The following is a 23,872-nucleotide window of genomic DNA, read 5'->3' as shown; positions in this document are numbered from 1 at the left end:
TGTTCTGCCTCTCCGAGGTGGTGAGCAGCTGCCGGACGACGTCGGGGTCGCCGTGGGCATCGGCATCGCCCTGGCCATCACCGGCAGCGCCGAGCTCGTCCGCCGATTACGCCGGCGCGGGAGAGGACGCACACGGCACCGATTCACCGAATTCCAAGACCGAGATGTCACGATGGCACGGATGTCTCAAACATATGTGTGGTACGTCAGCTACGGATCGAACATGGCTCGCGATCGGCTCGCCTGCTATCTGCAGGGCGGGCGACCGCCCGGGGCGATGGTCACCTATCCAGGTGCCAGGGACGCAACACTGCCCCGCGCAGAAGCCGGAATCGAACTGCCCGGAACGATCTATTTCGCCGGCGAATCCAAGGTGTGGGGCGGCGGCATGGCCTTCTACGATCATTTCGTCCCCGGACCGACCCCCGCCAAGGCCTACCTCATCACTGCCGAACAGTTCGCCGATGTGGCGGCACAGGAGATGCACCGACCGCCCGAACCAGACAGTCCGCTGGAACGCCTCGTCTTCGATCTGGCAGCCGGCAGCTCCCACTCTCTGGGTCCGGGCGGCTACGAGACGCTGCTCGTCCTCGACGATGTCGACGGCGTCCCCATGGTCACGTTCACCGCCGCGCATGGTTCGTCCGACGTCGAACACACTCAGCCGCAGGAGCCGTATCTGGCGATGCTGCGCACCGGCATTGCCGAAGTCAGAGCTGCTTCTGGGCTTCCCCTGCCCGCAGCTGCACAAGCGTGAGGTCGAGCAGCGGCGTCGCCACTCCCAGTTCCTCTGCCTTGAGCGATAGGTCGCCGAGGATGTGCTCCGTTTCGCTCGGCAGCCCTGCCGTCACGTCCCGGTAGAGGGACGAGGTGAAGGCCGAACCGTCCTCGGTGAGCATCTTGATTGTCGTGGCGTGGGAGGCCTCCGACACCGAGTGTCCGGCCGCAGCTGCTACGGCTTCGAGTTCATCGACGATGGCATGCACGTGCGATCTGCCGCCGGCTTCCATGATCGCTCCGACCGGGGCTCGGAACAGGCAGGTGACGACTCCCGCCGCGGCGATGAAAGTCCATTTCTCCCACAGCCCATCGATGATTCCACCGACGGTCTGGAGTTTGAATCCGGGCACATCGAGCGCCTCGACGATTCGTGTGGGCACTTCGGCACCGTGGAGGTCTCCGATGGTCATCACGGCCAAGTCGGTGAGCTGAACGACAGCTCCGCCCCTGATGGTGCCGACGATCTTGACGAACCCTCCGAGCACCTGTCCGGGGTATCTGCTCTGCAGCTTCTCGATCTGAGCCATACCGTTGAGGAACGGGATGATCGTCGTCTGTTCGCCGACAGCCGGTCCGATGTCGGCGATGACCGAGTCGAGTCCACCCGCTTTGACCGCGACGAGGACGAGGTCGAAAGTTCGTGGTGCGGCTGCGAGCTCCTCAGCGGTGATGACATCGACCTGATTCGTCCGATCATCACCGGGTGCAGTGAAGCGCAGTCCCTCCGCGCGGACCGTCTCCGCCCGTGCCTGTCGGAGCAGGAAAGTGACATCGCGTCCGGCCTCCTGCAGATAGGTGCCGAACGCTCCGCCGGTGGCCCCCGCCCCGGCGATGAGAATCGACAGGTCGGCACCAGCACCGATTCCGTCGGATGCGCTGTCAGCTGCGTGGGTCATTCCAACTCCTCCTTGAGCTCCCGCGCGGCCGCAGCGGGATCCTCAGCCGAGGTTATCGCACGGACGACGACGGCACGCCTCGCGCCCGCTTGACGGATCGCGTCCAGCCTCTCCGCTGTCGCGATACCACCGATCGCGAACCACGGTTTGGCCGCCTCGGCGGCGGCGGCGGTCAGCATCGCCGTCCCCACAGCGGCACGTCCGGGCTTCGTGGGGGTCTCCCACACCGGCCCGACACAGAAATAGTCGGTCTCCGGGTCCGCCTCGGCGGCGAGCGCCTGCTCGAGGGAATGGGTCGAGCGGCCGAGGATGATATCGGGTCCGAGCACGGCCCTGGCCTGAGCACTGGTGAGGTCGCCTTGACCGACGTGGAAGACATCGGCGTCGGTCAGCAGTGCGACGTCGGCACGGTCGTTGACGGAGAAGAGCTTGTCGTGACGGGCGGCAACATCTTTGAGGATCTCCAATGCCGCGATCTCGGCGCGAGCTTCGAGGCTCTTGTCTCTCAGTTGGATGATGTCGACTCCCCCACGGTAGGCGGCGTCGAGGAACTCGGCGAGGTCGCCTTGAACGGTCCGGGCATCGGTGCACAGGTAGAGCTTCGCCTCTGCCAGTCGGGCCTCTCTCCAGGCTCTCTTCGTCTGCCGCGCTGCGGTGCACGGTGGCATCTGTGTGGTCATGGTCATAGAGTAGAGGAGTTCGCGGGAGCCTCCCAACGAGGCTGAGAGGGCGTAAGAGCCGACCGTCAGACCTGATGCGGATCATGCCGCCGGAGGGAGAAGCTATGAGAGTCATTGTCGTCGGCGCCGGGATCATCGGCCTGTCCACGGCCTGGTATCTGCGCCGCCTCGGTGCCGAAGTCACCATCATCGATCCTGCGCCCGCCCAGGGTGCGAGTCATGCGGCCGCAGGGATGCTCGCTCCCGCCGCCGAGGTGGTCTGGGGGCAGACTCCCCTGTATCCGCTGATGCGGGCCTCCGCACAGATGTATCCTCAGTTCTCCGGCGAGGTGGCGAGCGCCGCCGGCAGCGATCTCGGTTTTTCGGATGCCGGAACATTGGTATGCGCCGGTGACCGAGCAGATCTGCAGGCTCTGCGGGAGCTGCGCGATGCACAATCGCGATCCGGATTCGCCACCGAGCTCATCACCGGCAGTGCTGCCCGCCGGGTTGAGCCGTCGTTGTCGCCTGCCGTCGCCGGGGCCGTGCACATTCCAGGCGATCACTCGATCGACCCCCGTCGGCTCACTGCCGCATTGCTGACTGTCCTGTCCCCTGATTCAGGGCGCTTCGTTCGGCAGCCGGCGGCCGAACTGATCAAGGACGGCGATACGACTGTGGGAGTCGCACTGGGCGATGGCCGCCGGTTGGAGGCCGATCAGGTGATCATCTGCGCCGGCAGCGCTGTGTCCGCGATCGTCGGTGCCCCGGCTCTGCCTCTGCGTGAGGTCTGGGGTGATGTTCTGCGACTGCGTGCCCCCACCGAGGCGACTCCGTTGCTGAGCCGCACCATCCGCGGGCTGGTCAACGGTCGCTCCGTCTACTTGGTCCCCCGCCCCGACGGCGAGATCGTGCTCGGTGCCAGTTCCCGTGAGGACGGACTCTTCGGCACTCCGGCCGGGGCGATTCACCGGCTGCTCGCCGACGGGCAGCGACTCGTCCCGGGCATCCTCGACGCGGAGATCACCGATATCACCACCCGTGCCCGGCCAGGCTCGCCCGATGACCTGCCGATGATCGGGCGCATCGATCCCGGCTGCGTCGTGAGCACCGGGTACTTCCGCCACGGCATCCTCTTGGCCCCGTTCGGCGGCAGGCTCGGCGCCGAACTCGCACTGGGAGCCGTGTCCGACTGGCCTCCTGACGGGTCGCTCGAGTCCGTGTCCCCACACCGCTTCACCACAGACCACACCGCTGCCTACCCGATGAGGAGCATCTCATGACCGACCACGACCACTCACCGACCATCGTCCTCAACGGCGATCGCCATGAGCTGCCGGGTGCCGCCTCGGCGCTCGACCTCATTGCCGAGGTCACCGGACGGAAACTGAACCCCGATGGAACACCTGCCGACGGCGGCCGCTTGGGAATCGCCCTGGCCGTCGACGGTGAAGTCATCCGTCGCGGTGCCTGGTCCGATTACACCCTGGCCGACGGGCACACCGTCGACATCGTCACCGCCGTGCAGGGAGGCTGAGATGACCTGGACGATCGATGATGTGGAGATGGCGTCTCGCCTCGTGATGGGCACAGGAGGGGCGAGTTCCCTGAGCATCCTCGAAGACGCACTCGTGGCTTCGGGAACCGAGCTGACCACAGTGGCGATGCGCCGGTTCGACGCCGAGTCCCGGGACTCGGTGTTCACAATGCTCCAGCGTCTGGGGATTCGGGTGCTGCCGAACACCGCCGGCTGCTATACGGCCCGAGACGCCGTGCTCACCGCCCGACTGGCCCGAGAGGCGCTGGAGACGAATTGGGTGAAGCTCGAGGTCATCGCCGATGAGGACACCCTGCTGCCGGATCCCATCGAACTGTTCGCCGCAGCCGAGGAGCTCGTCCTCGACGGGTTCACGGTCTTCGCCTACACGAACGACGATCCGGCCCTGGCGAAGCGTCTGGAGGACGCTGGTGTGGCTGTGGTGATGCCGGCCGGTGCTCCGATCGGCAGCGGGCTGGGCATCCTCAACCCTCACAACGTCGAGACCATCGTCTCCCGTGCTCAGGTGCCCGTCATCCTCGACGCCGGTGTCGGCACCGCCTCCGATGCCGCTCTGGCCATGGAGCTCGGGTGCACCGCGGTGCTGCTGGCCTCGGCGGTCACCCGCGCCCACGATGCTCACGCCATGGCCCGGGCGATGGCTTTGGCTGTCGAGGCCGGTCATCTGGCGGCCGGAGCCGGGAGGATTCCCAAACGACCGTTGGCATTGGCGTCATCGCCGTTCGATGGAATGGTCGCAGCACAATGACCACCGCTGCCGCCAACCCTCCGTCGCTGCCGCCTCTCGTCGACCCCGTGGAATCTCTGTCACGGACGGAGCTGGAACGCTACTCCCGGCACCTGAGCCTGCCGAGCTTCGGACTTGAGGGACAACGGCGTCTGCGGGCCGCCTCGGTGCTGGTCATCGGCGCCGGCGGGCTCGGGGCTCCAGTCCTCAGCTACCTCGCGGCCGCCGGGGTCGGGTTGATCACGATCATCGACGATGACGTGGTGGAAGCTTCGAACCTGCAGCGCCAGATCATCCACCGGGACGCCGATGTGGGCCGACCGAAGGTCGTCTCTGCCGCCGATGCCGTGCACCGGCTCGATCCGAGCTTCGAGGTGCGCACGATCGAGGAACGGCTGAGTCCGGAGAATGCGCTCGGTCTCTTCGCTGAACACGATGTCGTCGTTGACGGGGCGGACAACTTCGCCACTCGGTACTTATCCAATGATGCCGCCGAACTCACCGGCACCCCGCTGGTGTGGGGCACGATCTTCCGCTTCGCCGGTCAGGTGAGCACGTTCGTTCCCGGTCACGGGCCGATGCTGCGCGACCTGTTCCCGGATATCCCCGAACCCGATTCGGTGCCCAACTGCGCCGAGGGCGGAGTCCTCGGAGTGCTGTGCGGAACCGTGGGCTCGGCGATGGCGACCGAGGCGATCAAGCTCATCTGCGGCATCGGTGCCCCATACATCGGTCGACTGCTGCGCTATGAGGCGCTGACCGGGGAGTACTCGACCCTGCGGTTCTCCTCCGATCCCGACCGTCCCCCGGTCACCGACCTCACCGAGGTGGCTGCCGCCTGTGCTGCGGACCTCGACGCCGGCGGCATGGCAGAGCCTGCGGCCGATGAGATCGGCGTCGCCGAATTCCTGTCCGTCGAAGACAATGTGTCCGTCGTCGATGTGCGGGAGGACTGGGAACGTGAGCTGGCGGCCATCCCCGGCTCAGTGCACCTGCCCCTCAGCGGCCTCCGAGACGGCGGGTGGCAGGTGCTTGAGTCGCTGATCGGTGCCACCGGCCGGGCTGAGACACCGGTCGATATCGTCATCCACTGCAAGTCCGGGGTCCGATCGGCCGAGGCCGTCCGGATTCTGTCCGGATCGGTGCCGGCCGGAGTCCGTCTGCGTTCTCTTGCCGGGGGCATCGAGGCGTGGGAGGCCGCCGGTCGGGCCTCGGCAGACCAGAGAGACTAGCGACCGGCAGATTCGAGGACCTGGGTACCGGTTCGCTCAGGAGCCGGACCGGTCGGCCAGTCGTGATCGCAGCCCCCGTTCGCCGGCTCTCATCACTGCTCCGTGCATGAGTCCGGACAGCGGTCGCATCGCTCTGATGATCGGTCTGCTCGTCGTCACGCACCACAGAGAATCGATTGTTGTCACCCCCTCGGTAGCGGTCAGAGTCCATCGGCCTTCGCCGCGGAGATCACCGCTCGCCCGGAACCGGATGTGATGGGGTGCAGCGACCTCGTCGACTTCGATGGAGAACCGAAGAGACCACCCGATCGGTGCCCGGACCTGAAGGCGGGCTCGGCGGCCGGGGGTCACCGGCAGATCGGCGGCGTCAACGTCGGCCTGTGCGTCCACGACCCTCTCGGCAGCGGTCAGTCCCGGCCACCACCCAGGCCACTCGTCGACCTGTTCCAGAACCGCCCACACCGATTCGGATCCGGCGTCGGTGATCCAGCGGTCGTTGAAATGGAAGGGTGCGGACTCTCCGGGCTGTGGGGTCACATGATCGTGGCTCATGGTACGACGGTAGTGTGAAAGGTGTGAGTGAGGACAACTTCGTCAGCAATCGTCGGCCATCCCCTCTGGGCGGTCGCAAACCGACCAAGGACGATCTCGCGGCTTTCGCCACGGACGACCCGAATGCGATCGACGATATTCTGCCGACCGATTCCTCCGGGCTGAAGCTGCTCATCGTCGGCATCAACCCGGGGCTGTGGACGGCCGCGGTGAATGCGCCGTTCGCACGTCCCGGCAACCGGTTCTGGCCGTCTCTGCATCAGGCGGGTCTCACCGATCACCAAGTCGATGCCTCGTGCGGGCTCGAGCCTGCGGATGAGCTGCAGCTGCTCAGTCATGGAATCGGTCTGACCAACCTCGTGGGGCGAGCCACTGTCCGTGCCGACGAACTCTCCCGGCAGGAGCTGCGTGAAGGTGCGGCTCACCTCATCGAGCGTCTTGCCGATATCCGGCCCCGGGCGGTCGCGATCGCCGGGATCACAGCGTTCCGCACCGGCTTTCAGGTGCCGAAAGCTCAGCTCGGCCGGCAGGATACGACGCTGATCGACGGGTGGCCGGCTGATGTGGCGCTGCATGTGGTTCCGCAGCCGAGCGGCCTCAACGCCCACTATCAGATCCCAGACCTCGCACGCATCTGGCGCGAGGTGTGGGAGAGCATCGACGACTGACACGGAGACCCGTTGTCGAGGATGGAGGGCACGTTCAATCGCCTTTGGACTTCCGCCCAGCAGAATTGTGGAAAAAGTAGCTGAATGCAGGTTGGCTGCCACCACGACCTCCAGCCACTGCCTCGGCTCGCCGGGATCCGACATGCTCCCGGATGCCGGTGAGCAGCAGCTCCTCGACCGGGCTCAGCTGCTCGAAGTCCGCGTCGTAGACATCAACGCTGACGGTGGTGCTGCCGATTCTCAGCGGTGGCGGCTGCTCGGCCCGGCGAATGAACCGCCACGGCAGTAAGATCCGCCGCTGCTGGTCGTCGGGATCTTCGTCAGCACCCTCGACCTCTCCTGATGCAGGCGCTTCGCCCGATGCAGACGACTCGCCCGACGCAGGCGCACCTGAACCGGGTGCGGTGTCTGCAGCTACAGGACCTGCAGCTGTGCTGTCTTCGGCCGTCTCGGCCGGTGGTCTTGGTCCGCCCTCAACAGTTGGTGGGTCGGAATCGACTGCCGGGTTCGGCGGACCGGTTCCTGCGAGGATACCCGGCGGAGCAGTCGTCTCGGCGACGCTCTCGCCGCCGACCAGGCCCGGGTCGGGCTCGCTGATCGGTTTGGTGCGCGAGCGGTAGCGGTGACCCGTAGGCGTGACCACTTCGAGCGCATCCGGCGTTGCCCTATGCCGCCACCCCGCGAGTTCCTTCGCATAATTGCAGGCCGCGCACAGGCCGGAGGAGTTCTCCCATTCGGTGTCTCCGCCGGTGGCGAAGGAGACCGCGTGATCGGCCTGCTTGATCGGCGCGTCGCACCAGGGCGAGCGGCACACATCATCACGCATAACGATCATGCGCCGGAGCAGTCCGGCAAACTCCCTGCGGCGAGAATCCATCCGCACAAGCTGTCCGTCCTCCGGCCGCGTGTACAGGCGACGTAGGAACACCGGAGCATCATTCTCGGCCACGAAATCTCTGGCAACCTCGGCCGGGATCGGTCCGACTCCGGGGAACCATGCCGATTCCTCCCCCGGTGCGAACAGACTACTCGCCTGCATGATCAGGTGCACCTCCGTCGGCACGGCTTTGGCCGATTCCTGCCCGGTCAGGCGTTCGACCAGCAGGTCTGCCGCGATCTGACTCTGCGAGCGACCGTCGGCTTCACCCGTGGCGATGACAGACTGTGCCGATTTCGTCAGGTTCGCAAAAGCGGCAACCGCCTGCGGCATCGGCAGCAGCGCGGTCAGGTAGGCCATGTTCCCCGGAGCCGGACGCACACTCACCGAACGCTCTTCGATGCAGCGTTCCAAGTGGTCGACCGCGGCCTGCTGGTCGAGCTTCTGCGCAAGCGCTCGCACCTCGTTGCCGAGTCGCCTGACACCCACCTCGGAAAGGCGTTCGGCCATGCACTCATCGAGCTCATGCTTCTTCGCCCTCGGCAGCCAGTCGGACTCCTTGGCAACAACCCGCGCTTTCTCTTCCGAGATGTCACCGCCCTTCATCGCCGCAAACGTCCTCGGCAGGTCCATGAGCAGAGTCCGGGAGAACTTCAACAGTGCGTCTCCGCGGGAGCGCGAGACCTTCCTCGCCAGGGCCACCTCGGCTCCTAGGCCACGTCCCTGCTTCTTGCTGGCGACACCGTCTTCGGCTTCGCGATTGCGGCGGAGCATGTCGAACGTCAGGGTCTCACGGGCCTGCGCGGCCGCACTCGCCGACGCGAGTTCCTCGAGTGCAGTGATGCGATCGATGGCTTCTTCCTCGGTCTTCGCCGGGGGCAGCTCGGACAGACTGACACGCCACCGACGGATCTCGGTGAGAACGTCTGGAACCTGCTCTGCTTCCATGCCCAAAACACTATCGATCGCCACTGACATGAGAATCCTGACCGACGTTCTCCCATGTCAGAAGCAACACCCCACCGGCAAAGGCGAGAGTCCTGTCACCGGCTATGTCTGAGAACTGCTGACGGCTGACGTTGTGGCACGACCTCGATTAAAATGTTCGCGGCAGCGGGCGACATAGGTGTCGAGGCCCCCGACGTGGCTGGCATCGATGGCGGTGGCGGCAACACTCGGTGGGTCCTCATCCGAGGCCGCCTCCGATGCCTCTGCAGCACCCGATCCGCGCTGCGAGTCTTTGAGCCGTTGATGAAAGACGGCATCGCGGCCGCAGATCGTGCAGACCGCGGTGAGCCTGAGCACTTCTTCGGCCACGGCCATGAGACTCGGCAGCGGTTCGAATGGCTCTCCGTCGAAGGTCACGCACAGCCCCTCGACGATGACGTCGATCCCGTCGCGAAGGAGCGCCTCGACAACGGGGACGAGCTCGGGTCCGAAGAACTGCGCCTCATCGATGGCGACGAGATCATAGTCGGCAGAGCGGGCCGCCTCGGCGAGGGAGTTCACGTCCGACAGCGGCACCGCGGGGATGTGAGCTCCGATATGTGAGGTGATCGTCGAGAGCGGCGAGCGGGTGTCGAGCGAATGGGACACCACGAGGACGGCGACACCGGCGATGGTCGCCCTCCTCACCCGGCGCATGAGCTCCTCGGACTTGCCGGAGAACATGGGCCCGGCGATGACGATGAGGCGACCGGTGTCAGGCATCGTCGACGGTGACGCGTCTGGTGTCGGTGTCGACGGTGATTTCCGTCTCCTCCCCGCCATCGGAGAAGTCGAATTGGTATTCCAGCATGCTGTCGTCGTATTCGAGCTTCCAGCCGACGAGCTTGCCGGACGCCTTCTCCTGCGCGAGTTTGAGTGCGTCGTCGACGGTCATCGGGTCGTTGAGGTCGATGGGCTCTTCTTTGTCGTCGGTCGAATCCTGCTCGTGTTCGACGATCTGTCCGGAGTCGGCGTCGATCTCGACGTCGTGGTCGGTGGCGCCGTCGAGGATCGAGACGTCGTACTGCCAGGCCTCTTCTTTGTCGTCCCAGTCGAGCTCGATGCCGTGAACGATTCCGTTCCCGACTTCCTCCTCGGCAGTCTTGATCGCGTCTTCGGCGCTGATGGACGGCGATTCTTTGCTCAGGTCGGCATCAGCGGTCAGGCCCTCCCCCGACGCATCCTGAGACGATTCGTTCTTATCATCCTTGACGTTGTCGGTGTCCTCGCTCTGCTCGTCGCCTCCGGCAGGGCTGGCCTGGGCCGATTCGCTTGCCGCGGGCGAGTTCTGCGTCTCATCGGTTCCGGAATCACTTCCGCCACACCCGGCCAGGCCGAGAGTGAGTGCCGCAAGTCCTGCCACTGTACTCATTGCCATGCGATTCGTCTTCATGGTTGCCACGCTAGCAAGGAACCTCGTCATATCGGGGTAGACGGTGGCAATGCTCCAGCGCTGTGGTGAGGTGGACATGATGGTCATTCTGCTCCGGTGGGCGGCTGGGCACCAGGGTCGAGGGCGCTTTGCCAGGGTTCAGACAGCCAAGCTGTCATCGAGTTCGAACAGGCTCGGCATCTCCTCTCGGATCACGATCCCGAAGGCGAGCGCACCTCCGAAGAGTCCCTCGATCGTGTCGACGGTCTGCAGCACCCGGTCCCGGGAGAACTCAGGCATGAGCTCTCCGTGTTTGAGATAGCCCTTCAGTGATCCTGTCGCGGCGGCCCTCACACCGAGGCGCCCGGTGATGAGCCAGGTGATGCATTCGGTTTCGAAACGCTCCTGCGCACCCTCAGCCCGCAGCTCGACCGCCGCCGCACCGAGGTCGCACCCTGTCCCGCGGTGGCCGGAGAGGCAGAGGGCGAGTTCGGTGAGGAGATGGGTGAGCATGACAGAGGGGCTGCGTGTGTGCGGAAGGTCGTACGGCAGCAGGTTCTTCCGGTGCAGCGTGTTGATGACTGTGTGCAGTCCGTCCCAGGTGGGTGTGCCGGCTGCCGGCAGAGGACTGAGCCCATCGGTCGTGAGATCGGACCGTAGCCTCACAGTGTGGGCCGCCTCGACCGCGGAGAGCTGCGGGGATCGACGAACAGCGGCGAGCAGCTGGTCCCATGACATCGGAAAGTGACGGTCAAGCGACTCGGCAGCGTGGGAATCGAACAGTTTCGACTTCTGATCCATGTCCTCACGGTAGAGGCAACCCCTGACACGAGATTCGGCGCCGGTCGGAGTTCGTACCCGGGCGGCGACGGTAGGCTCGCAGTGAGACAGATTCAGCGGGAAATGAGGGAATGTTGACCGAGCACAATCCGGATCTTCATCTGCGGATCGGACGGGAGGAACTCGTCGTCCGGCAGCGCTACCAGGTGATCAGCATCGCCAATGATGTGCTCATCGGCCTGTGGTTCCTCATCGGCAGCTTCATGTTCTTCTCCGAATCACTGACCTATTCGGGAACCTGGCTGTTCGTCATCGGCAGTGTCGAGATGCTCATTCGCCCGGTGATCCGCCTCATCAGGCATCTGCACCTGCAGAGATTGCGCAGCCCCGCGGCCGCCGGAGACGACTCCTTCGACTACTGACCGCTGTCATCCGCTGGCAAGCATCCCTACGCCATTCCATCATGACCGGGCTCGCCCTTCGATAAGCCGCAGTCTGCGGTGCGCGAACTCGTTCGCCCAGCGCTCATCGTGCGTTGTCGCCAGGACAGCACCGCCACGGTTGAGGAACGAATCGATGATCGCGTTCAGCTGATTCATCGCCGCGAGATCGCGCCCGATCGTCGGTTCGTCGAGCAGCAGCACCGTCGCCTCGGTCATCAGCGCCGAGGCGATGACGATGTCTTTGCGCCTGGCCACATCGAGGTCGAAGGGATGGTCGTCGGCGACCCCGGTCAGGTCCGCCTCGGCGAGGACGCTGTCCGCGTCCGACAGGCGATGGCTGCGCACTCGCTTTCGGTCTCGCCGTCGATGCGGCGGCAGCGGCGCGGCGTGAAGCAGCTCGCGTACCACTGTGGCGGCGGAGAGCTGCAGTCCCGCATCCTGTCCCACCCATCCGAGGTGAGCACTGCGCGCGTGGGCGGGCAGGGTGTCCAACCGGGTCATCTCGCCGAGGCGGCTGACCGTGATCGACCCCGTCACGGACGCCGACCGGTCGAGCAGGCCGAGGAGGGCCCGCAGAAGCGTGGACTTGCCGGCCCCGTTGGCTCCGGTGACAGAGGTGAGTTCGCCGGGCCGCAGATCGAAGTCAAGGCCGTCGAGGATTCGGCTGCTCCCCCGATCCACGGTGAGGTCGCGAACGGTGAGCAGCGGATCTGCCTGTGACCTCGGCACCGTCGAGAGGGTCGCATCATCGTTCGGGCGGCTGTCCCAGATCCCGACGGATCGAACCGTGGGAGTCGCCGTCTGCAGCCGACCGGCGTCAAGGAAGCGGACTTCTTCGCAGATCCGGGTCAGTTCGTCGGTCTGATGACCGGTGATGAGCACACCCCCTCCCCGATCACAGAATTCCTGCAGCACTGTCGCCAGACGCACACGCATCTGCGGATCCAAGGACTGTGCTGGTTGGTCGAGAACGAGCAGGTCGGGCCCGGGTGCGAGGATCCGTGCCACCGCGACCAGTTGCCTCTGCCCTCCGGAGAGCGTGTCCAGCCGTCGGTTCCATAGGTCTTCGATGCCGAGGAGCTCGAGCAGGTTTCGGGCTCGGCGGTGGGCATCGGCCGGATCATGCCCGTGCAGTCGACACGCCAGCTGGGACTCGTCACCGACGTGGCTGGTCATTCCGCTCAGCTGCGCTTCCGGGTCATCGCCGAGCAGCGCCACGGTTCCGTTCCGGTCGATGGTGCCGGTCAGGGCTCCCCGGGAGACGAGCTGTCCGGCCAACAGGCGGCAGAGAGTCGACGTTCCCGATCCGAGCGGTCCGAGCACTGCGGTCATGGTGCCGCTGACAGCGTCGAAAGTGATTCCGCTCAGCGCGGCAGTGTCCTCTCCACGATAGGTGAACCACGCGTCCGTGATCGCAACGGTCATCTCAGGCACCGCCGATCAGCTGCGCGGCGCCCGGCAGCGGGAGGACTCCCGTCACCGAGGCGACGATGAGTCCGATGGTCACGAGCGGAGTCAGTATCCGCAGGAGGCTCTGCCCTGTCCCGTCCGTGTGGTCCTGGAGCGCAGTCGCGGTCGCGTTCGCATTGAGTCCGCTGGATTCGAGCACGTCGTGACGTTGGTCGACGGTCAGCAGGATCGCGGTGACGAGTCCTGTGACGATTCCAGGCAGCAGTCGGATGCGCACCCGCCAGCAGTCGGTGGCCCAGCCGCGGGCCTGTCTGGCTTCGATGATGTGTCGGGTGCGTGCGCCGATCATTGGGATGAGACCGATGGCAGAGGCGCACATATAGGCGACTGCCGAGGGCAGACGAAGTCGACGCAGTCCGTCGAAGAGGCGAGCGGAGTCGGCACCCAGACCGAACAGCGCGCACAGCCCGATCAAGGCGCTCACCCGCAGCCAGATCTGGACGGCGATGCTCAGTCCTTCGACGCTGAGGCGAGCGGGTCCGGCCTGCCTGAGCACATGCACATCGGTTCCGGGGTAGAACAGCCCCTGCACGACGATGAGCACAACCAGAGTCGGCAGGCACAGGAGACCTACTGTCATCGCCCATGCCCGCAGTCGAACGACGGGTGAGACTGTCACGGTCACGACCGTGCCGGTCAGGATGATGACCGGCACGATCGGAGAGGGGATTCCGAAGACGAGCAGCAGGCTGCAGGCCAGGATGGTCAATTCCGTGGCAGGGTGCAGACGACGCTTCGGGCGGTGAGCCTCAGCAGCGTCAACGGCGGTGTGCGTGTCGGAAGAGGCGGGACTCATTCCGCCGGCTGTGCCGATTCGGCCTGTTTGGTCAGATCAGGGCCGTCGGTCTTCTTCGTCCGGGGGCGACTGTGAGCGGCGAACTCGTAGCGACCGACGATGCGTTTGGGCAGCGACTGGATGACGACATAGGCGAGGGCGAAGATGAGCGCCTTGTCGACGATGTCGGAGACCATGCTCTGAGCGAAGGTGGCGTTGAACATCTCGAGTCCTGCCGCTTGGAGGATCGCGACGACTCCCCCGGTGCCGGCACCCAGCCCGCCGCCGAAGACATAGGCGGCGACGGGTGCTCCGATGGCGCCGGCGGGAACACCGGCGACGGCGCCGACGATGATCGCGGTCCAGGGTGTGCGGAAGACTCCGAGCCTTGCTGCCCAGCCGGCGGCAGCGCCGATGAAGGCGGCACCGGAGCTGAAGGCGATGACGCTGGGGCTCAGAGCCACGCCCCAGATGAGGTTCGAGATGATTCCCGTGAAGGCACCTGCTGCTGGGCCCGCAAGGACGCCGATGAGCACGGTTCCGATGGAGTCGAGGTAAAGGGGCACGGGTGTGTAGTTGCCGATGATCTGGCCGACGACGACGTTGAGGGCGATGGCGACCGGGATGAGCGCGAGAACGCTGCGAGGAATGAGCGGGAGAGTGCCTGCGGCGAGCAGAACTCCTCCGCCGAGATAGCCGAGCATGACCCACAGAGTGGTGTATCCGAGGTCTACGCCGAGGTTGGCAGGTTGGGTGAGGAGTACGGCTACGTAGGTGCCGATGACGATGAGGGTGCCGAGCAGTGTGAGGATGAGGGGAAGAGTGCGGTTGCGGTTTTGTTCGGGACCGACCGTGGTGGTCGGCCCCTGCCCAGACTGTCTGGAGTGTGCGGTCATGCGGGTGGTCCTTTCATCAGGGTGGCGCTGAGGTGGTCGAGGAAGGCAGGAGCGTTGATGGCGCGGATGATCTCTGCGTTCACGGGGCGGCCCCACCGCCCCAGCCAGTCGGCGACGGTTTCGCCTCGTGTGAGTGTACCCGTGAGTTCGACATCGACAGGTGCCCACAGCGTCGACGCCCATGGCAGGTCCCCCGCACTTCCCCTCACGGGCACCGGGGCGGATGCTTCCCGGACGTCGGAGTCCGATTCTTCGGGACCTGTTCCGGTCGACGCAGTGGTGTGCTTTCGCGCCCAGGACAAAGCGCAGGCGAGAACGAACGGGTCGTGGATGTGGGCGAGGTAGCCGAGCCCGTCGGTTTCGTGGAATTCGAAGTAGAACCGAAGCGCCTCGGCCAGTTGTGCGAGTACTGATTGCCATCGGTCATCGGCACCATCGGCAGAGGCTCCGTCGAGGATGGTGGCGAGACGCGTGGGTGTCATCTCAACGGCTTCGGTCGCTTCGATCGGGGCGATGACTGGAAGGTGGGCCAGTCTCTCCTCCTGTTCGGTGCGGTCGAAAGCGGCGAGCACCTGGGCGGTGGACTCGGGGTCGAAGGTGACATTCCATTCCGTCGTCGGGCGGGTGTTGCCCCGGTAGTTGAACGCTCCGCCCATGATGAAGAGACGTTTGAACAGGCTCGGGAGTTCCGGGTCGATTTCGAGGGCCAGGGCGAGATTCGTGGCTGGACCGATGACGACACCGAGGAGCTGTCCGGGATGGGCGTGGGCAGCATCGACCCAGGCCTGAGCCGCCGTCACCGAACTCACCGGCGTGCTCGGGGCCGGCAGCCGCGCATATCCCCGCCCAGTCTCGCCATGGGTGAGGTCGGCATATTCCAGGGCTTCGCCCGTTGCCGTCTCCGCTGCCTGCGGATCCATCCGCAGGACCCGCCGTGCCAGCGGAAGGCTGTGGCCGGCGTGGACGGGAATGTCGCTGCGTCCGGCCAGCGACAGCCACCCGCGGGTGTTCTCGACGACTTGTGCGGTGGCGACGTTGCCCCCGGATGCGGCGATGCCGACTACGTCGACGTCGTCTTGGCAGCAAAGGTAGGCCAGTGCAATAGCATCGTCGATTCCGGGGTCGCAGTCGAGGAAGAGCGGCAGAGCGGCAGGCATGGTTCTATTCTGCCGGATCCGGCTGTGTCACCACCGTCGGATGCGGGCCCAGTTTCCGCAGGCTTGGGTGGATCCCCGTGTCACCAGTCGGCAGCAGAGGTAGAGCTTCGTCGAGGGAGGTTCGTCGATTCCGAACCTTTCTCTCATGTCGATGGCTTCCTCACTGGCGAAGGGAGTGCCGATGACCTCACCGAACGGCATGCTGGTGATCCACGGTTTGGCGGCGAAGGTGAAGGCGTTGAGGAACATTTCACAGTCGCAGCAGCAGGCACCCATGCGGCTCAGCCGCGCGAGCAGTGCCGTGGCGCGTGGAGCCGTACGGTCGCGGAAGCCTTCCACGAACCGGTGGGTGCCGTTGCAGCCGAATTCTCCGAGTTGTCGGAACACGTAGCAGGCCAGGCATTCGCCGGGGCGCGGGGCGAAGACACGGGCGGTCTCCTCGTCGATGATCGTTCTGACGTCGTCGTCAATGGTGTTCTTGTCCATGGCCACACGGTTCCAGACGGCACTGACACGAAACGCGTTCGATTGGCTTAATTCTCCGATTTACGTCCTATTTCTGCAGGTCACAGATGGAGAAGACTTTTCACCTTAGAATCGTGCCCATGAGCATTCTCGTCATCGGTGAGGCCCTCATCGACATCGTCAGCACGCCCGGGAGTCCAAACCGATATGCACCGGGTGGAGCTCCAGCCAATGTCGCTCTCGGGCTGGGCCGCCTCGGCGACGATGTCGAGTTCCTCACCGATGTCGGTGATGACTTCCATGGCGGATTCCTCCTCGCTCATCTTCAGAAGTCTCAGGTCACTGTGCTCGCCTCACCACGTGGCGCCACGTCCACTGCTCTGGCTCGCCTCGCCGATGACGGCGAGGCCGAGTACGAGTTCCACCTGCGGTGGGATCCTGACTCTTCCCTGCTCACGGACGCACCTCGCTCCGTTGTGCATTTCGGATCGATTGCGGCATTCCTTTCGCCCGGCTCCGCAGTCATCGATGATGTCCTCGCCTCTGCGACCAGGGCTTCCGGTACGCATCCTCGTCCGCTCATCTCCTTCGACCCGAATATCCGACCGTCGATCATCGGCTCCCGCGAAGAAGCGCTGCCGCGATTCGAGGAGTTGGCTCGTCGAGTCGACGTTCTCAAACTCAGCGACGTCGATGCGAACTGGCTCTATCCCGATCTCGACGAGTCCGCACAGGTCGACCGCCTTCTCAGCCTCGGGGCGAATCTGGTCGCCATGACTCGCGGTGGTGAGGGTGCGATCGTGGCGACCGCTTCGGCGCTGGCATCGGTGACCTCAAGGAAGGTGGAAGTCAAAGACACAATCGGGGCCGGGGATACGTTCATGGTCTCGCTCATCCACGACCTGAATGCTCAGGAGAACGCTGTGTCCGATCTCAGCACGGCAGAGCTCACGGCCCTGGGAGATCGTGCATCGGCGCTTGCGGCGATCACGGTCAGCTGTGAGGGTGCGGATCTGCCGTGGGCCGCGGATCTCAGGAACTGAGGAAGTCGCAGAGCTGTCGCAGGCAGATGTCGTGGCCGTTGCGGTGTCCGTCGATCATTCCCTGACCGACGAAGGACACGACCTGGTCGACGAGCTCGACCCGGGTGCCTGTCGGGATAGCGGTCAGGGTCCAGGTGATGTTGGCCGTCGAGAGGATCTCATCGTCTTTGGTGAGAGTCTCCGTTGTGGCGATGTGACGTCCCGGCGCAAGTGAGCAGTACTGCCCGGTGGAGACGAAATCGAGTTCTCCCGGTGGCCCGCAGCGGGCCCGGATCGCTCCGCCCGGACGGAATTCGTCGATGTCGCAGACCATCTCCTCTCCCTCGGGCACTCCCCACTGCACGCGCTGATCCGAATCGGCGAAGGCGTTCCAGACCTTCGAGACCGGATGCTCGAAATCAGCGCCGAGGCTGATCCTCGCGGTCACCGGCGCGCCCTGGTCGGATGCTGCCTCACTCACCGAAGAACACCACCTGATTTCCGTCCGGCTCGCTGCGGGTCCTCCCAGATCTGGATTCCGAAACTCTCGTCGAAGAGCCATTGGGCCAGCCCCGCCATGGGCTTGTCATCCGGCTGTCTTTCGAAGAGTCGGGAATACCATTCGGTCGATTCCTTCTCACCGGTGACAACGATATTGGCCATGAGTCCTGTGATCATGATCGCTCCTTCGGGATCAGTCTTGAGATTAAGTGATTGCAGCCTGCAATCACTTATTTCATGGAACCACATATCGGCCCTGGGAACAAGACCGATGTTCAGCTCAAACCCCCGAACGGGGCCAACGCAGACCGGCCCCATGCGAGAAGCGCAAACACCAGCCGGTATGCAGTGTTCCCCGCCATCAGGCCCCATTCGCTGCGCCGAAATCGTGGCGTCGCCCCTGCCATCACCAGCATGAGTCCACACGCCGCGATCGGCGAGAGAACCGGGAGGATTCCCGCCGGCTGCGGCACGATCAGTCCGATCACTCTTTTGCCGGAAGAGCCCGCGCGGACTGTCACTCTGAAGACGCACCCTGCGCCCGGAGTAGCGAGTCGCGTTCGTCCTCCACGACATGTTCTCAGTGCCCTTTGCCGAAATCGCGGCCGTCATCGGATCCTCGGAAGGCGCCGCGAAGATGGCCGCCAGTCGGGCCCGGCGCAAGGTCAAGGACACACCACCACCGGCCGGAGAACTCTCACAGCGTCGCGTTGTCGTCGACGCATTCCTCTCTGCCGCACGGCTTGGAGACTTCGACGCTCTGCTGCACCTTCTCAACCCTGGACTGACGTGGCACCGCAGCAACGCCCGCGGCCACATGGTCCGGATGGGTGCGAACGAAGTGCTCGCAGCGATTCGGCGCGGCGATCCGGACAGGATCGAAGTTCGCAAGGTCGACGTCAACGGCGAGCCGGGTCTGCTCGTTCTGACCGCATGCGGTCACCGTTTGGTACTCATGGCATGCACCGAGGCGGACGGCAGCTTGGTCGGCATCGTCTCGATCACCTCAAGGAAGCTGCTGGAGCGACTGAGACTGCCCGGGCAGTAGCCCCACCCGAATCAGCTTCCGGAGATCTCCGCCTCGTAGGCGGCCTGCAGTCGCTCCGAGGAACGCGGTTCGTCAGGATTCGGGCGCGGCACCCCGAGGTGGGTCTCTCGAAGCTCATCCATGAGACCGGCGACGAGTTGGGGGTCATCGGCCATGGTTTGGGGGTCATCGGCCATGGTTCTGGATCGGATCGTCAGCTCCGGTGAGGTCTCCCGGTGGGTCATCCCCCACGTTCCGAGGGCGACCATGACCGGCAGAGTCTGGATTCCAGCCTCGGTGAGGGTGTACTGGGCTCGCTGCCCGCGTGCGGCTTCCGCCTTTGTCAGCAGCCCTTCGTCGATGAGCTTCCTCAGACGACTGGCGAGCACGTTCGAGGCTATGCCCTCATCATTGCAGGTGAGCAGCTCACGGAAGTGCCGACGATTGCCGAAGATGATGTCGCGCAGGACGATGAGCGACCAGTTGTCACCGAGGACCTCGACGGCGGCATTGATCGCACATCCTGAACGCGGCTGTGCAGGCATTGCCCCACCTCCAGTGATTGCATTCTGAAACTACTTAATCTTACACTGGGTCCACTTCCCCGGAACCCACGCAATTCGCCGGACTGACGACATCAGCCGAACCATCACATTGGAGTGCACATGGCCAAAGCGTGTGTCAACAACCTCTTCGTCTCCCTCGACGGATTCGCTGCCGGCGAGTTCGTCACCTTCGATCAGCCGATCGGCGAAGCCCAAGCACTGTTCTCTTTCTTTGACGGCCGCGGCATCGAGGGAGTGGACAAGGTCGACGCCCCGGTGACCGCAGACCGCGCTCTGTTCGCCATGTGGGGGCAGGGTATCGGAGCCGAGATCATGGGCCGGAAGAAGTTCGGCCCCCAGACTGGGCCGTGGCCTGACGACGGCTGGCGTGGCTGGTGGGGTGAGGAGCCGCCGTTCAAGACCCCGTGCTTCGTTCTCACTCATCATCAGCGGGAGCCGATGGAGTTCGACAACGGCACGAGTTTCCACTTCATCGACGCCTCGCCCGCGGAGGCACTGGCCGAGGCGAGCGCTGCCGCTGACGGCGGCAATGTCCGCATCGGCGGCGGTCCTTCAATGGTCAGACAGTTCCTTGCGGACGGCCTCGTCGACTTCATGCACCTCGTCATCGTCCCGGTCACCCTCGGCCGCGGGGTCTGGCTCTGGGAGGGCCTCGAGGGACTTGAGAAGGATTTCACGATCGAGAGCCTCACCACGGCCAGCGGCCTGACCCATCAATTGTGGAATCACCGAGGCTGATCTGCCCGAGGACTCAGGGGTCCGGTCCCTGCCGGTGCGACAATGCCGATGGCCCGCCGTTCCCTATCGGAACGGCGGGCCATCGGGTCAGTGGGCCGCTCGGACCCGGGTGACGGCTCGGAGCGGTCGGACTCAGGTCAGCGGATCGCCTCGGCGATGGGAGTCTGCCCGTCATAGAAGTTCACGGTCTCGCGCACCGCAGCGGACTCGGCGATGACGTGGGTGATGACGTCGGCGACGAGGTCGCGTGAGGTCACCCGCACATCGTCGGCCGGCGTCTGACCATCGAGGTCGCCGGCCGCATCGGCGATGAGAACCTTGCCGCTGGAGGGCTCGAGGGTCAGACCGCCGGGTCCGAGGATCGTGAAGTCCAACGAGCTTGCTCGCAGGTGCTCATCGGCACCGCTCTTGGCCTGCACGTAGGGGTAGAAGGAGCTCTCCGGGTCGACGCGGTCCGAGTCGACGGAGGCGCTGGCGTAGGAGACAATGACGAAGCGCTTGACCCCGGCCTGTTCGGCGGCGTCGATGGATCGCTTGGCTGCTTCGAGGTCGACGGCCTTCGTCCGCTCCGGGCTGCCGCCGCCGGCTCCGGCGGAGAACACGACAGCCTGGGCTCCTGCGAACAGGTCGGCGAGCGCCTGGGTGTCGGCGGTTTCGATGTCGAGGACGACTGGGTTGGCCCCTGCGGCTTCGACATCGGATGACTGGTCGGGGTTGCGGATCACCGAGTCGACGGCGAAGCCTGCGGCCTTGAGCTTGGGCGCGGCCAGAAGTGCGATCTTTCCATGGCCGCCGAGAATGACGACACGAGCTGAATCAGACATATCTACCTCCGTTGTCGGTGATGATTGGTGCTCGGTACAGCGTTACCTCGGCGGTGAATATTCCCGACAGGCGGCGAGGCGACCAAGGCACTGGGGGTCAGCGGCCGAAGAGTCGGGTGAAGAATCCGCGCTTGGCCGGTGCCAAAGCTGCGGGGTCACCGGTCGGCGACTGGGACTCACCGAACTCGCGACCGGACGAGCGAGCGAAGGCGGTGCCGGTGAGCGCGAAGAGATCGGTGTCTTCGCGCATTCCGGCGGGGACGGGCAGGCGTTGGATGAGCAGATCTCCGTCGATCTCCACCTCGTCGGCGGTCTCTCCATTCTCGATCTCGTCGCTGTCCGCGGAAGCGTCGGCGGAGACGAGGAATTCGGATTCCGCAGCGAGCGGTTCGCCTTCGTCGATGGAGATCGTGCCCTCTTCCTGCCGCAGGTGACGCACCACGCGACCGGTCGACACGGATGCAGCGAAGAGAACTCGACCGGGCAGGGTGAGTCCGGGGCCGTCGATCGCCACGGCGAGCGTATCGGAGCCTACCGCCTGCCGCAGGTATTCTGGCGACCATGACCGACGATTTCTCTCCCGCCGCCGTCGTGCGCCGGCTCGAGCGTGGACAGCAGGTCGTCATCCCTTCCTCGAAACGCAACGTCTTCACTGCTTTGGCCATCGCGGTCCCGCTCGGAGTCGGTCTGCTCGTCTTCTTCGTCTACATTGTCACTGCAACTCTCGATGACGGAGGCAGCCCGTGGGTCATCGTTGCGAACCTGCGCATGTGGGCAATCGTCGCTGGCATCATCGGATGCCTCGTCGTCGCACCGATCGGCGTATTCGTGAGGCTGCGCAGGCACGAATCCCTCGTCGTCTCCCCCACCGGCGTCGAGTTGGCCCGGCGTGGTGAGGTTCTGCCCGGGACTCTGTTGCCCTGGCACGATATCGAGTCCGTGGTCTTCGAATCGGCGGTGTCTCCAGGCCCGAAGGTGCTCGCTTATATGCTCACCGAAGAGGCAACCCGCCGACTCATCGGACGCGGGCTCAATCCGCGAGTGCTTGTCAGAACCGGATTCGTCCTCTCCCACCGCCGGCTCTTCCCGGTGCTGAGAGCCGCTCAAGCCCGTTTCGCACCACACGTTCATGGACACCGATAGGCCCACACATCCTCTTGCCTTACCGTTGGGTTCATGATCCGACCCCTCCTCGCTCGCGCTTTCTGGTCCTTCAGCAAGTGGAACCTCGTGACCGAGCCCGCTCCGGACCGTCCGACCATCCTCGTCGGCGCTCCGCACACTTCGAACTGGGACTTCGTCGTCATGCTCGCGATCGCGTGGCGCATGCGCGTCGACGTCCATTGGCTGGGTAAGCATTCCCTGTTCACCGGCTGGCGGGGGCCGATCATGCGGGGACTCGGTGGGATTCCCGTCGATCGGTCGGATCCGAGCAAGATCGTCACCGAGGTGGTCGACCGGATGCGTGACGGTGAGGTCTTCGCGCTCGTCATCACCCCGGACGGCACCCGCAGCGGACACACTCATTGGAAATCCGGGTTCCATCGCATCGCGATGGCAACGGGAATGCCAGTCACGTTGGGCTACCTGGATACCGCGACCCGGACGACGGGGCTGGGCCCGACCTTGGAGATGACCGGCGACATCGCTGCGGACATGGATCGGATCCGCGAATTCTACGCCGACAAGCGTGGAATCCGCTCGCACCTGCAGATCACGCCGAGGCTGCGCGAAGAAGACTCCGCCGGTGACGATCGCGAAGGCGAAGCGGAGCCGAACTGAGATGGACGGTGATCTGCGCGTCCCCGCAGGGCCGGGGATCCCCGCCGGGCTGGTCATCCCCGCATCCGACCTGTCCGAACAGTTCTCCCGGTCATCCGGCCCGGGTGGCCAGCACGTCAATACCTCCGATTCACGGGTGCAGCTGAGCCTCGACCTGGCCGCTGTAAGTTTCCTCACCGAGGTTCAACGCGAGCGAGTGCTCAGTCGATTGACACCACGTCTGTCGGGCACCGTGGTCACTGTGACTTCGGAAAAGCAGCGGTCGCAGCTGAAGAATCGTCAGGACGCACGTACGCGGCTGGCGCAGCTGCTGCGTGAAGCGTTGGCTCCGCCGGTGCAGAGGCGAGCAACGAAGCCGTCCCGCAATTCCCGTCGTCGCCGAGTCCGGACCGAACAGCGGCGCTCGGAGATCAAACGCAACCGTCGAAGGCCCCGTCTCGATTGAGCCCCGGTGGTGACAGCGGTTGCCGTGAAGAGCAGAATGGGCGACATGAACAGCATCGACATTCTCACCGACCTGTCCCAGCGTCCCCTCCAGGCGGCTCAAGCCCTGCCTGATCTCTCCCCCGAACAGCTCAACAGCCATCTGGGCGGTCATCCGAATTCCGTCGCCTGGCTGCTCTGGCACAGCGGCCGCGAGGTCGATGTGCAGCTTTCGGACCTCACCGGCCGTCCTCAGCGGTGGGGGGACTTCCGGGATCGATTCGGACTCGGGGATGCCGGCGACGGCTTCGGTCTCGGCCACACCCCGGAACAGGCAGCCGAGATCCGCGTGGACGATCAGCAGCTCCTCGTCGACTATCTTCACGACACATTGAACGCGTTCACTGACTACGTGGGGACGCTGTCCGAGGAAGATTTCGATGAGATCGTCGACGAGAACTGGACCCCTGCAGTCACTCGCGGCGTTCGCATGGTCTCGATCATCGATGATGCGATCCAACATGTCGCGCAGGCGGCGTTCATCGCGGGTGCGACTGCTTGAAGCGGTTCAGGGTCGACAGAAGTCTCTGACTTCGTCGAGGATGCTCATCCCAGCCGCACAGTAGATGGCGACGGCGGCGGTGTTCGATGACGCCGGGGCGCCCGGGGCCCGCCGACCAGACGGTTGTAGCACC

Annotated in this window: 31 protein-coding genes, 1 pseudogene and 1 riboswitch; of the genes and pseudogenes, 14 read left to right on the top strand and 18 right to left on the bottom strand. The window is 64.9% G+C overall.

Going from position 1 to position 23,872, the window contains the following annotated elements; all coding sequences use genetic code 11:
• The first annotated feature begins 181 nt into the window (after window positions 1-181).
• Window positions 182-757 carry a histone deacetylase gene (locus HK353_RS05610; RefSeq protein WP_173153636.1) on the top strand — a complete coding sequence of 192 codons (576 nt, stop codon included), beginning with the start codon at window positions 182-184 and terminating at the stop codon, window positions 755-757.
• Here the strand turns inward: HK353_RS05610 and HK353_RS05605 are convergent.
• Both HK353_RS05605 and thiE read right to left on the bottom strand, forming a co-directional pair.
• Complete coding sequence (locus HK353_RS05605; RefSeq protein ID WP_173153633.1) at window positions 711-1,676, bottom strand: ketopantoate reductase family protein; 966 nt, start codon at window positions 1,674-1,676, stop codon at window positions 711-713. The two genes, HK353_RS05610 and HK353_RS05605, sit on opposite strands and share 47 nt — an antisense overlap.
• The gene (thiE, locus tag HK353_RS05600) at window positions 1,673-2,356 is read right to left on the bottom strand and encodes a thiamine phosphate synthase (RefSeq protein ID WP_245395814.1); all 684 of its coding nucleotides are present in this window, start codon (window positions 2,354-2,356) and stop codon (window positions 1,673-1,675) included. Before thiE ends, HK353_RS05605 begins: the two co-directional genes overlap by 4 nt.
• Window positions 2,357-2,367: 11 nt before the next feature.
• A riboswitch (TPP riboswitch) is annotated at window positions 2,368-2,471 on the top strand.
• Between thiE and thiO the strand changes: the two genes are divergently transcribed.
• The 4 genes from thiO (at window position 2,461) to moeB (ending at window position 5,852) form a co-directional block, all read left to right on the top strand.
• Window positions 2,461-3,618: a glycine oxidase ThiO gene (gene thiO / locus HK353_RS05595; RefSeq protein WP_173153628.1), complete on the top strand. Its 1,158-nt coding sequence runs from the start codon at window positions 2,461-2,463 to the stop codon at window positions 3,616-3,618. (Overlaps the previous riboswitch by 11 nt.)
• Window positions 3,615-3,872, top strand: a complete 258-nt coding sequence (gene thiS, locus HK353_RS05590; RefSeq protein ID WP_173153625.1) for a sulfur carrier protein ThiS — start codon at window positions 3,615-3,617, stop codon at window positions 3,870-3,872. Before thiO ends, thiS begins: the two co-directional genes overlap by 4 nt.
• A gap of 1 nt (window position 3,873) precedes the next feature.
• Window positions 3,874-4,641 (top strand): thiazole synthase, encoded by a 768-nt coding sequence (locus HK353_RS05585; protein WP_173153622.1) that lies wholly within the window; start codon window positions 3,874-3,876, stop codon window positions 4,639-4,641.
• Window positions 4,638-5,852, top strand: a complete 1,215-nt coding sequence (gene moeB / locus HK353_RS05580; RefSeq protein WP_173153619.1) for a molybdopterin-synthase adenylyltransferase MoeB — start codon at window positions 4,638-4,640, stop codon at window positions 5,850-5,852. The genes HK353_RS05585 and moeB overlap by 4 nt, the downstream gene beginning before the upstream one ends.
• Window positions 5,853-5,888: 36 nt before the next feature.
• Here moeB and HK353_RS05575 read toward each other — a convergent pair whose 3' ends face one another.
• Window positions 5,889-6,404: an SRPBCC family protein gene (locus tag HK353_RS05575; RefSeq protein ID WP_173153616.1), complete on the bottom strand. Its 516-nt coding sequence runs from the start codon at window positions 6,402-6,404 to the stop codon at window positions 5,889-5,891.
• 23 nt (window positions 6,405-6,427) lie between these two features.
• On the opposite strand from HK353_RS05575, the gene HK353_RS05570 reads away from it, so the two are divergent.
• Window positions 6,428-7,072, top strand: coding sequence for a uracil-DNA glycosylase family protein (locus HK353_RS05570; protein WP_173153613.1), 645 nt, complete (start codon window positions 6,428-6,430; stop codon window positions 7,070-7,072).
• 34 nt (window positions 7,073-7,106) lie between these two features.
• On the opposite strand, the gene HK353_RS05565 is transcribed toward HK353_RS05570, so the two are convergent.
• The 4 genes from HK353_RS05565 to HK353_RS05550 form a co-directional block, all read right to left on the bottom strand.
• Complete coding sequence (locus tag HK353_RS05565) at window positions 7,107-8,897, bottom strand: DUF222 domain-containing protein (RefSeq protein ID WP_217278291.1); 1,791 nt, start codon at window positions 8,895-8,897, stop codon at window positions 7,107-7,109.
• Between the two features lie 102 nt (window positions 8,898-8,999).
• Window positions 9,000-9,659 carry a thymidine kinase gene (locus HK353_RS05560; RefSeq protein WP_173153610.1) on the bottom strand — a complete coding sequence of 220 codons (660 nt, stop codon included), beginning with the start codon at window positions 9,657-9,659 and terminating at the stop codon, window positions 9,000-9,002.
• Window positions 9,652-10,407, bottom strand: a complete 756-nt coding sequence (locus HK353_RS05555) for a PepSY domain-containing protein (protein WP_245395813.1) — start codon at window positions 10,405-10,407, stop codon at window positions 9,652-9,654. Before HK353_RS05555 ends, HK353_RS05560 begins: the two co-directional genes overlap by 8 nt.
• A gap of 60 nt (window positions 10,408-10,467) precedes the next feature.
• A complete protein-coding gene (locus HK353_RS05550; protein ID WP_173153607.1) occupies window positions 10,468-11,109 on the bottom strand; it encodes a hypothetical protein in 642 nt (213 codons plus the stop codon).
• A 113-nt stretch (window positions 11,110-11,222) separates the two neighbouring features.
• Here HK353_RS05550 and HK353_RS05545 point away from each other — a divergent pair, with 113 nt between their 5' ends.
• A complete protein-coding gene (locus tag HK353_RS05545) occupies window positions 11,223-11,510 on the top strand; it encodes a YrhK family protein (protein ID WP_139466864.1) in 288 nt (95 codons plus the stop codon).
• A 39-nt stretch (window positions 11,511-11,549) separates the two neighbouring features.
• Here the strand turns inward: HK353_RS05545 and HK353_RS05540 are convergent, their stop codons facing one another.
• The 5 genes from HK353_RS05540 to HK353_RS05520 are packed head-to-tail and all read right to left on the bottom strand — an operon-like array spanning window position 11,550 to window position 16,315.
• Window positions 11,550-12,956: an ATP-binding cassette domain-containing protein gene (locus HK353_RS05540; protein WP_173153602.1), complete on the bottom strand. Its 1,407-nt coding sequence runs from the start codon at window positions 12,954-12,956 to the stop codon at window positions 11,550-11,552.
• Between the two features lies 1 nt (window position 12,957).
• Window positions 12,958-13,797: an energy-coupling factor transporter transmembrane component T family protein gene (locus tag HK353_RS05535; RefSeq protein WP_173153584.1), complete on the bottom strand. Its 840-nt coding sequence runs from the start codon at window positions 13,795-13,797 to the stop codon at window positions 12,958-12,960.
• On the bottom strand, window positions 13,794-14,672 hold the full coding sequence (locus HK353_RS05530; protein WP_173153581.1) for a histidine kinase: 879 nt from the start codon (window positions 14,670-14,672) through the stop codon (window positions 13,794-13,796). The genes HK353_RS05535 and HK353_RS05530 overlap by 4 nt, the downstream gene beginning before the upstream one ends.
• Window positions 14,669-15,829 (bottom strand): nucleoside hydrolase, encoded by a 1,161-nt coding sequence (locus tag HK353_RS05525; protein ID WP_173153578.1) that lies wholly within the window; start codon window positions 15,827-15,829, stop codon window positions 14,669-14,671. The genes HK353_RS05530 and HK353_RS05525 overlap by 4 nt, the downstream gene beginning before the upstream one ends.
• A 27-nt stretch (window positions 15,830-15,856) precedes the next feature.
• Window positions 15,857-16,315 carry a DUF2695 domain-containing protein gene (locus HK353_RS05520; RefSeq protein WP_173153575.1) on the bottom strand — a complete coding sequence of 153 codons (459 nt, stop codon included), beginning with the start codon at window positions 16,313-16,315 and terminating at the stop codon, window positions 15,857-15,859.
• 119 nt (window positions 16,316-16,434) lie between these two features.
• Here HK353_RS05520 and HK353_RS05515 point away from each other — a divergent pair, with 119 nt between their 5' ends.
• On the top strand, window positions 16,435-17,337 hold the full coding sequence (locus tag HK353_RS05515) for a carbohydrate kinase family protein (protein WP_173153572.1): 903 nt from the start codon (window positions 16,435-16,437) through the stop codon (window positions 17,335-17,337).
• Here the strand turns inward: HK353_RS05515 and HK353_RS05510 are convergent.
• The 3 genes from HK353_RS05510 to HK353_RS17555 form a co-directional block, all read right to left on the bottom strand.
• The gene (locus HK353_RS05510) at window positions 17,327-17,797 is read right to left on the bottom strand and encodes an SRPBCC domain-containing protein (protein WP_173153569.1); all 471 of its coding nucleotides are present in this window, start codon (window positions 17,795-17,797) and stop codon (window positions 17,327-17,329) included. The genes HK353_RS05515 and HK353_RS05510 overlap by 11 nt on opposite strands.
• On the bottom strand, window positions 17,794-17,994 hold the full coding sequence (locus tag HK353_RS05505) for a hypothetical protein (protein ID WP_173153553.1): 201 nt from the start codon (window positions 17,992-17,994) through the stop codon (window positions 17,794-17,796). Before HK353_RS05505 ends, HK353_RS05510 begins: the two co-directional genes overlap by 4 nt.
• 98 nt (window positions 17,995-18,092) lie before the next feature.
• A complete protein-coding gene (locus HK353_RS17555) occupies window positions 18,093-18,305 on the bottom strand; it encodes a DoxX family protein (RefSeq protein WP_425350538.1) in 213 nt (70 codons plus the stop codon).
• 74 nt (window positions 18,306-18,379) lie between these two features.
• On the opposite strand from HK353_RS17555, the pseudogene HK353_RS05500 reads away from it, so the two are divergent.
• Window positions 18,380-18,865: pseudogene (locus HK353_RS05500) on the top strand (sigma-70 family RNA polymerase sigma factor family protein); the annotation flags it as partial.
• A gap of 11 nt (window positions 18,866-18,876) precedes the next feature.
• Here HK353_RS05500 and HK353_RS05495 read toward each other — a convergent pair.
• Window positions 18,877-19,389, bottom strand: coding sequence for a winged helix-turn-helix transcriptional regulator (locus HK353_RS05495; protein WP_173153548.1), 513 nt, complete (start codon window positions 19,387-19,389; stop codon window positions 18,877-18,879).
• A 120-nt stretch (window positions 19,390-19,509) separates the two neighbouring features.
• Between HK353_RS05495 and HK353_RS05490 the strand changes: the two genes are divergently transcribed.
• On the top strand, window positions 19,510-20,148 hold the full coding sequence (locus HK353_RS05490; RefSeq protein WP_025778123.1) for a dihydrofolate reductase family protein: 639 nt from the start codon (window positions 19,510-19,512) through the stop codon (window positions 20,146-20,148).
• Between the two features lie 137 nt (window positions 20,149-20,285).
• Here HK353_RS05490 and HK353_RS05485 read toward each other — a convergent pair whose 3' ends face one another.
• Together HK353_RS05485 and HK353_RS05480 are read right to left on the bottom strand one after the other, a co-directional pair.
• A complete protein-coding gene (locus HK353_RS05485) occupies window positions 20,286-20,972 on the bottom strand; it encodes an SDR family oxidoreductase (protein WP_173153545.1) in 687 nt (228 codons plus the stop codon).
• Window positions 20,973-21,069: 97 nt separating this feature from the next.
• The gene (locus tag HK353_RS05480) at window positions 21,070-21,486 is read right to left on the bottom strand and encodes a hypothetical protein (RefSeq protein ID WP_173153542.1); all 417 of its coding nucleotides are present in this window, start codon (window positions 21,484-21,486) and stop codon (window positions 21,070-21,072) included.
• Window positions 21,487-21,533: 47 nt separating this feature from the next.
• Between HK353_RS05480 and HK353_RS05475 the strand changes: the two genes are divergently transcribed.
• Genes HK353_RS05475 through HK353_RS05460 form a run of 4 tightly spaced genes read left to right on the top strand, consistent with a single transcriptional unit; the run spans window position 21,534 to window position 23,739 of the window.
• Entirely contained in the window at window positions 21,534-22,115 is a 582-nt protein-coding gene (locus tag HK353_RS05475) for a hypothetical protein (protein ID WP_173153539.1), read from the top strand.
• 33 nt (window positions 22,116-22,148) lie between these two features.
• Entirely contained in the window at window positions 22,149-22,754 is a 606-nt protein-coding gene (locus HK353_RS05470; RefSeq protein WP_173153536.1) for a 1-acyl-sn-glycerol-3-phosphate acyltransferase, read from the top strand.
• A gap of 1 nt (window position 22,755) precedes the next feature.
• Window positions 22,756-23,199 (top strand): alternative ribosome rescue aminoacyl-tRNA hydrolase ArfB, encoded by a 444-nt coding sequence (arfB, locus tag HK353_RS05465; RefSeq protein ID WP_173154372.1) that lies wholly within the window; start codon window positions 22,756-22,758, stop codon window positions 23,197-23,199.
• 45 nt (window positions 23,200-23,244) lie between these two features.
• Window positions 23,245-23,739: a mycothiol transferase gene (locus HK353_RS05460; RefSeq protein WP_173153533.1), complete on the top strand. Its 495-nt coding sequence runs from the start codon at window positions 23,245-23,247 to the stop codon at window positions 23,737-23,739.
• Window positions 23,740-23,872: the final 133 nt, after the last annotated feature.

Origin of the sequence: Brevibacterium permense, from assembly GCF_013280495.1 — a bacterium.
GTDB classification, from domain to species: Bacteria; Actinomycetota; Actinomycetes; order Actinomycetales; family Brevibacteriaceae; genus Brevibacterium; species Brevibacterium permense.
This window is presented reverse-complemented; position numbering and strand designations above follow the sequence as displayed.

Coding starts and splice junctions, on each gene's coding strand:
- HK353_RS05610 (WP_173153636.1), top strand. CDS start 182: ATGTCTCAAACATATGTGTGGTACGTCAGCTACGGATCGAACATGGCT.
- HK353_RS05605 (WP_173153633.1), bottom strand. CDS start 1,676: ATGACCCACGCAGCTGACAGCGCATCCGACGGAATCGGTGCTGGTGCC.
- thiE (WP_245395814.1), bottom strand. CDS start 2,356: ATGACCACACAGATGCCACCGTGCACCGCAGCGCGGCAGACGAAGAGA.
- thiO (WP_173153628.1), top strand. CDS start 2,461: ATGAGAGTCATTGTCGTCGGCGCCGGGATCATCGGCCTGTCCACGGCC.
- thiS (WP_173153625.1), top strand. CDS start 3,615: ATGACCGACCACGACCACTCACCGACCATCGTCCTCAACGGCGATCGC.
- HK353_RS05585 (WP_173153622.1), top strand. CDS start 3,874: ATGACCTGGACGATCGATGATGTGGAGATGGCGTCTCGCCTCGTGATG.
- moeB (WP_173153619.1), top strand. CDS start 4,638: ATGACCACCGCTGCCGCCAACCCTCCGTCGCTGCCGCCTCTCGTCGAC.
- HK353_RS05575 (WP_173153616.1), bottom strand. CDS start 6,404: ATGAGCCACGATCATGTGACCCCACAGCCCGGAGAGTCCGCACCCTTC.
- HK353_RS05565 (WP_217278291.1), bottom strand. CDS start 8,897: ATGGAAGCAGAGCAGGTTCCAGACGTTCTCACCGAGATCCGTCGGTGG.
- HK353_RS05560 (WP_173153610.1), bottom strand. CDS start 9,659: ATGCCTGACACCGGTCGCCTCATCGTCATCGCCGGGCCCATGTTCTCC.
- HK353_RS05555 (WP_245395813.1), bottom strand. CDS start 10,407: ATGTCCACCTCACCACAGCGCTGGAGCATTGCCACCGTCTACCCCGAT.
- HK353_RS05550 (WP_173153607.1), bottom strand. CDS start 11,109: ATGGATCAGAAGTCGAAACTGTTCGATTCCCACGCTGCCGAGTCGCTT.
- HK353_RS05540 (WP_173153602.1), bottom strand. CDS start 12,956: ATGACCGTTGCGATCACGGACGCGTGGTTCACCTATCGTGGAGAGGAC.
- HK353_RS05535 (WP_173153584.1), bottom strand. CDS start 13,797: ATGAGTCCCGCCTCTTCCGACACGCACACCGCCGTTGACGCTGCTGAG.
- HK353_RS05530 (WP_173153581.1), bottom strand. CDS start 14,672: ATGACCGCACACTCCAGACAGTCTGGGCAGGGGCCGACCACCACGGTC.
- HK353_RS05525 (WP_173153578.1), bottom strand. CDS start 15,829: ATGCCTGCCGCTCTGCCGCTCTTCCTCGACTGCGACCCCGGAATCGAC.
- HK353_RS05520 (WP_173153575.1), bottom strand. CDS start 16,315: ATGGACAAGAACACCATTGACGACGACGTCAGAACGATCATCGACGAG.
- HK353_RS05515 (WP_173153572.1), top strand. CDS start 16,435: ATGAGCATTCTCGTCATCGGTGAGGCCCTCATCGACATCGTCAGCACG.
- HK353_RS05505 (WP_173153553.1), bottom strand. CDS start 17,994: ATGATCACAGGACTCATGGCCAATATCGTTGTCACCGGTGAGAAGGAA.
- HK353_RS05495 (WP_173153548.1), bottom strand. CDS start 19,389: ATGCCTGCACAGCCGCGTTCAGGATGTGCGATCAATGCCGCCGTCGAG.
- HK353_RS05490 (WP_025778123.1), top strand. CDS start 19,510: ATGGCCAAAGCGTGTGTCAACAACCTCTTCGTCTCCCTCGACGGATTC.
- HK353_RS05485 (WP_173153545.1), bottom strand. CDS start 20,972: ATGTCTGATTCAGCTCGTGTCGTCATTCTCGGCGGCCATGGAAAGATC.
- HK353_RS05475 (WP_173153539.1), top strand. CDS start 21,534: ATGACCGACGATTTCTCTCCCGCCGCCGTCGTGCGCCGGCTCGAGCGT.
- HK353_RS05470 (WP_173153536.1), top strand. CDS start 22,149: ATGATCCGACCCCTCCTCGCTCGCGCTTTCTGGTCCTTCAGCAAGTGG.
- arfB (WP_173154372.1), top strand. CDS start 22,756: ATGGACGGTGATCTGCGCGTCCCCGCAGGGCCGGGGATCCCCGCCGGG.
- HK353_RS05460 (WP_173153533.1), top strand. CDS start 23,245: ATGAACAGCATCGACATTCTCACCGACCTGTCCCAGCGTCCCCTCCAG.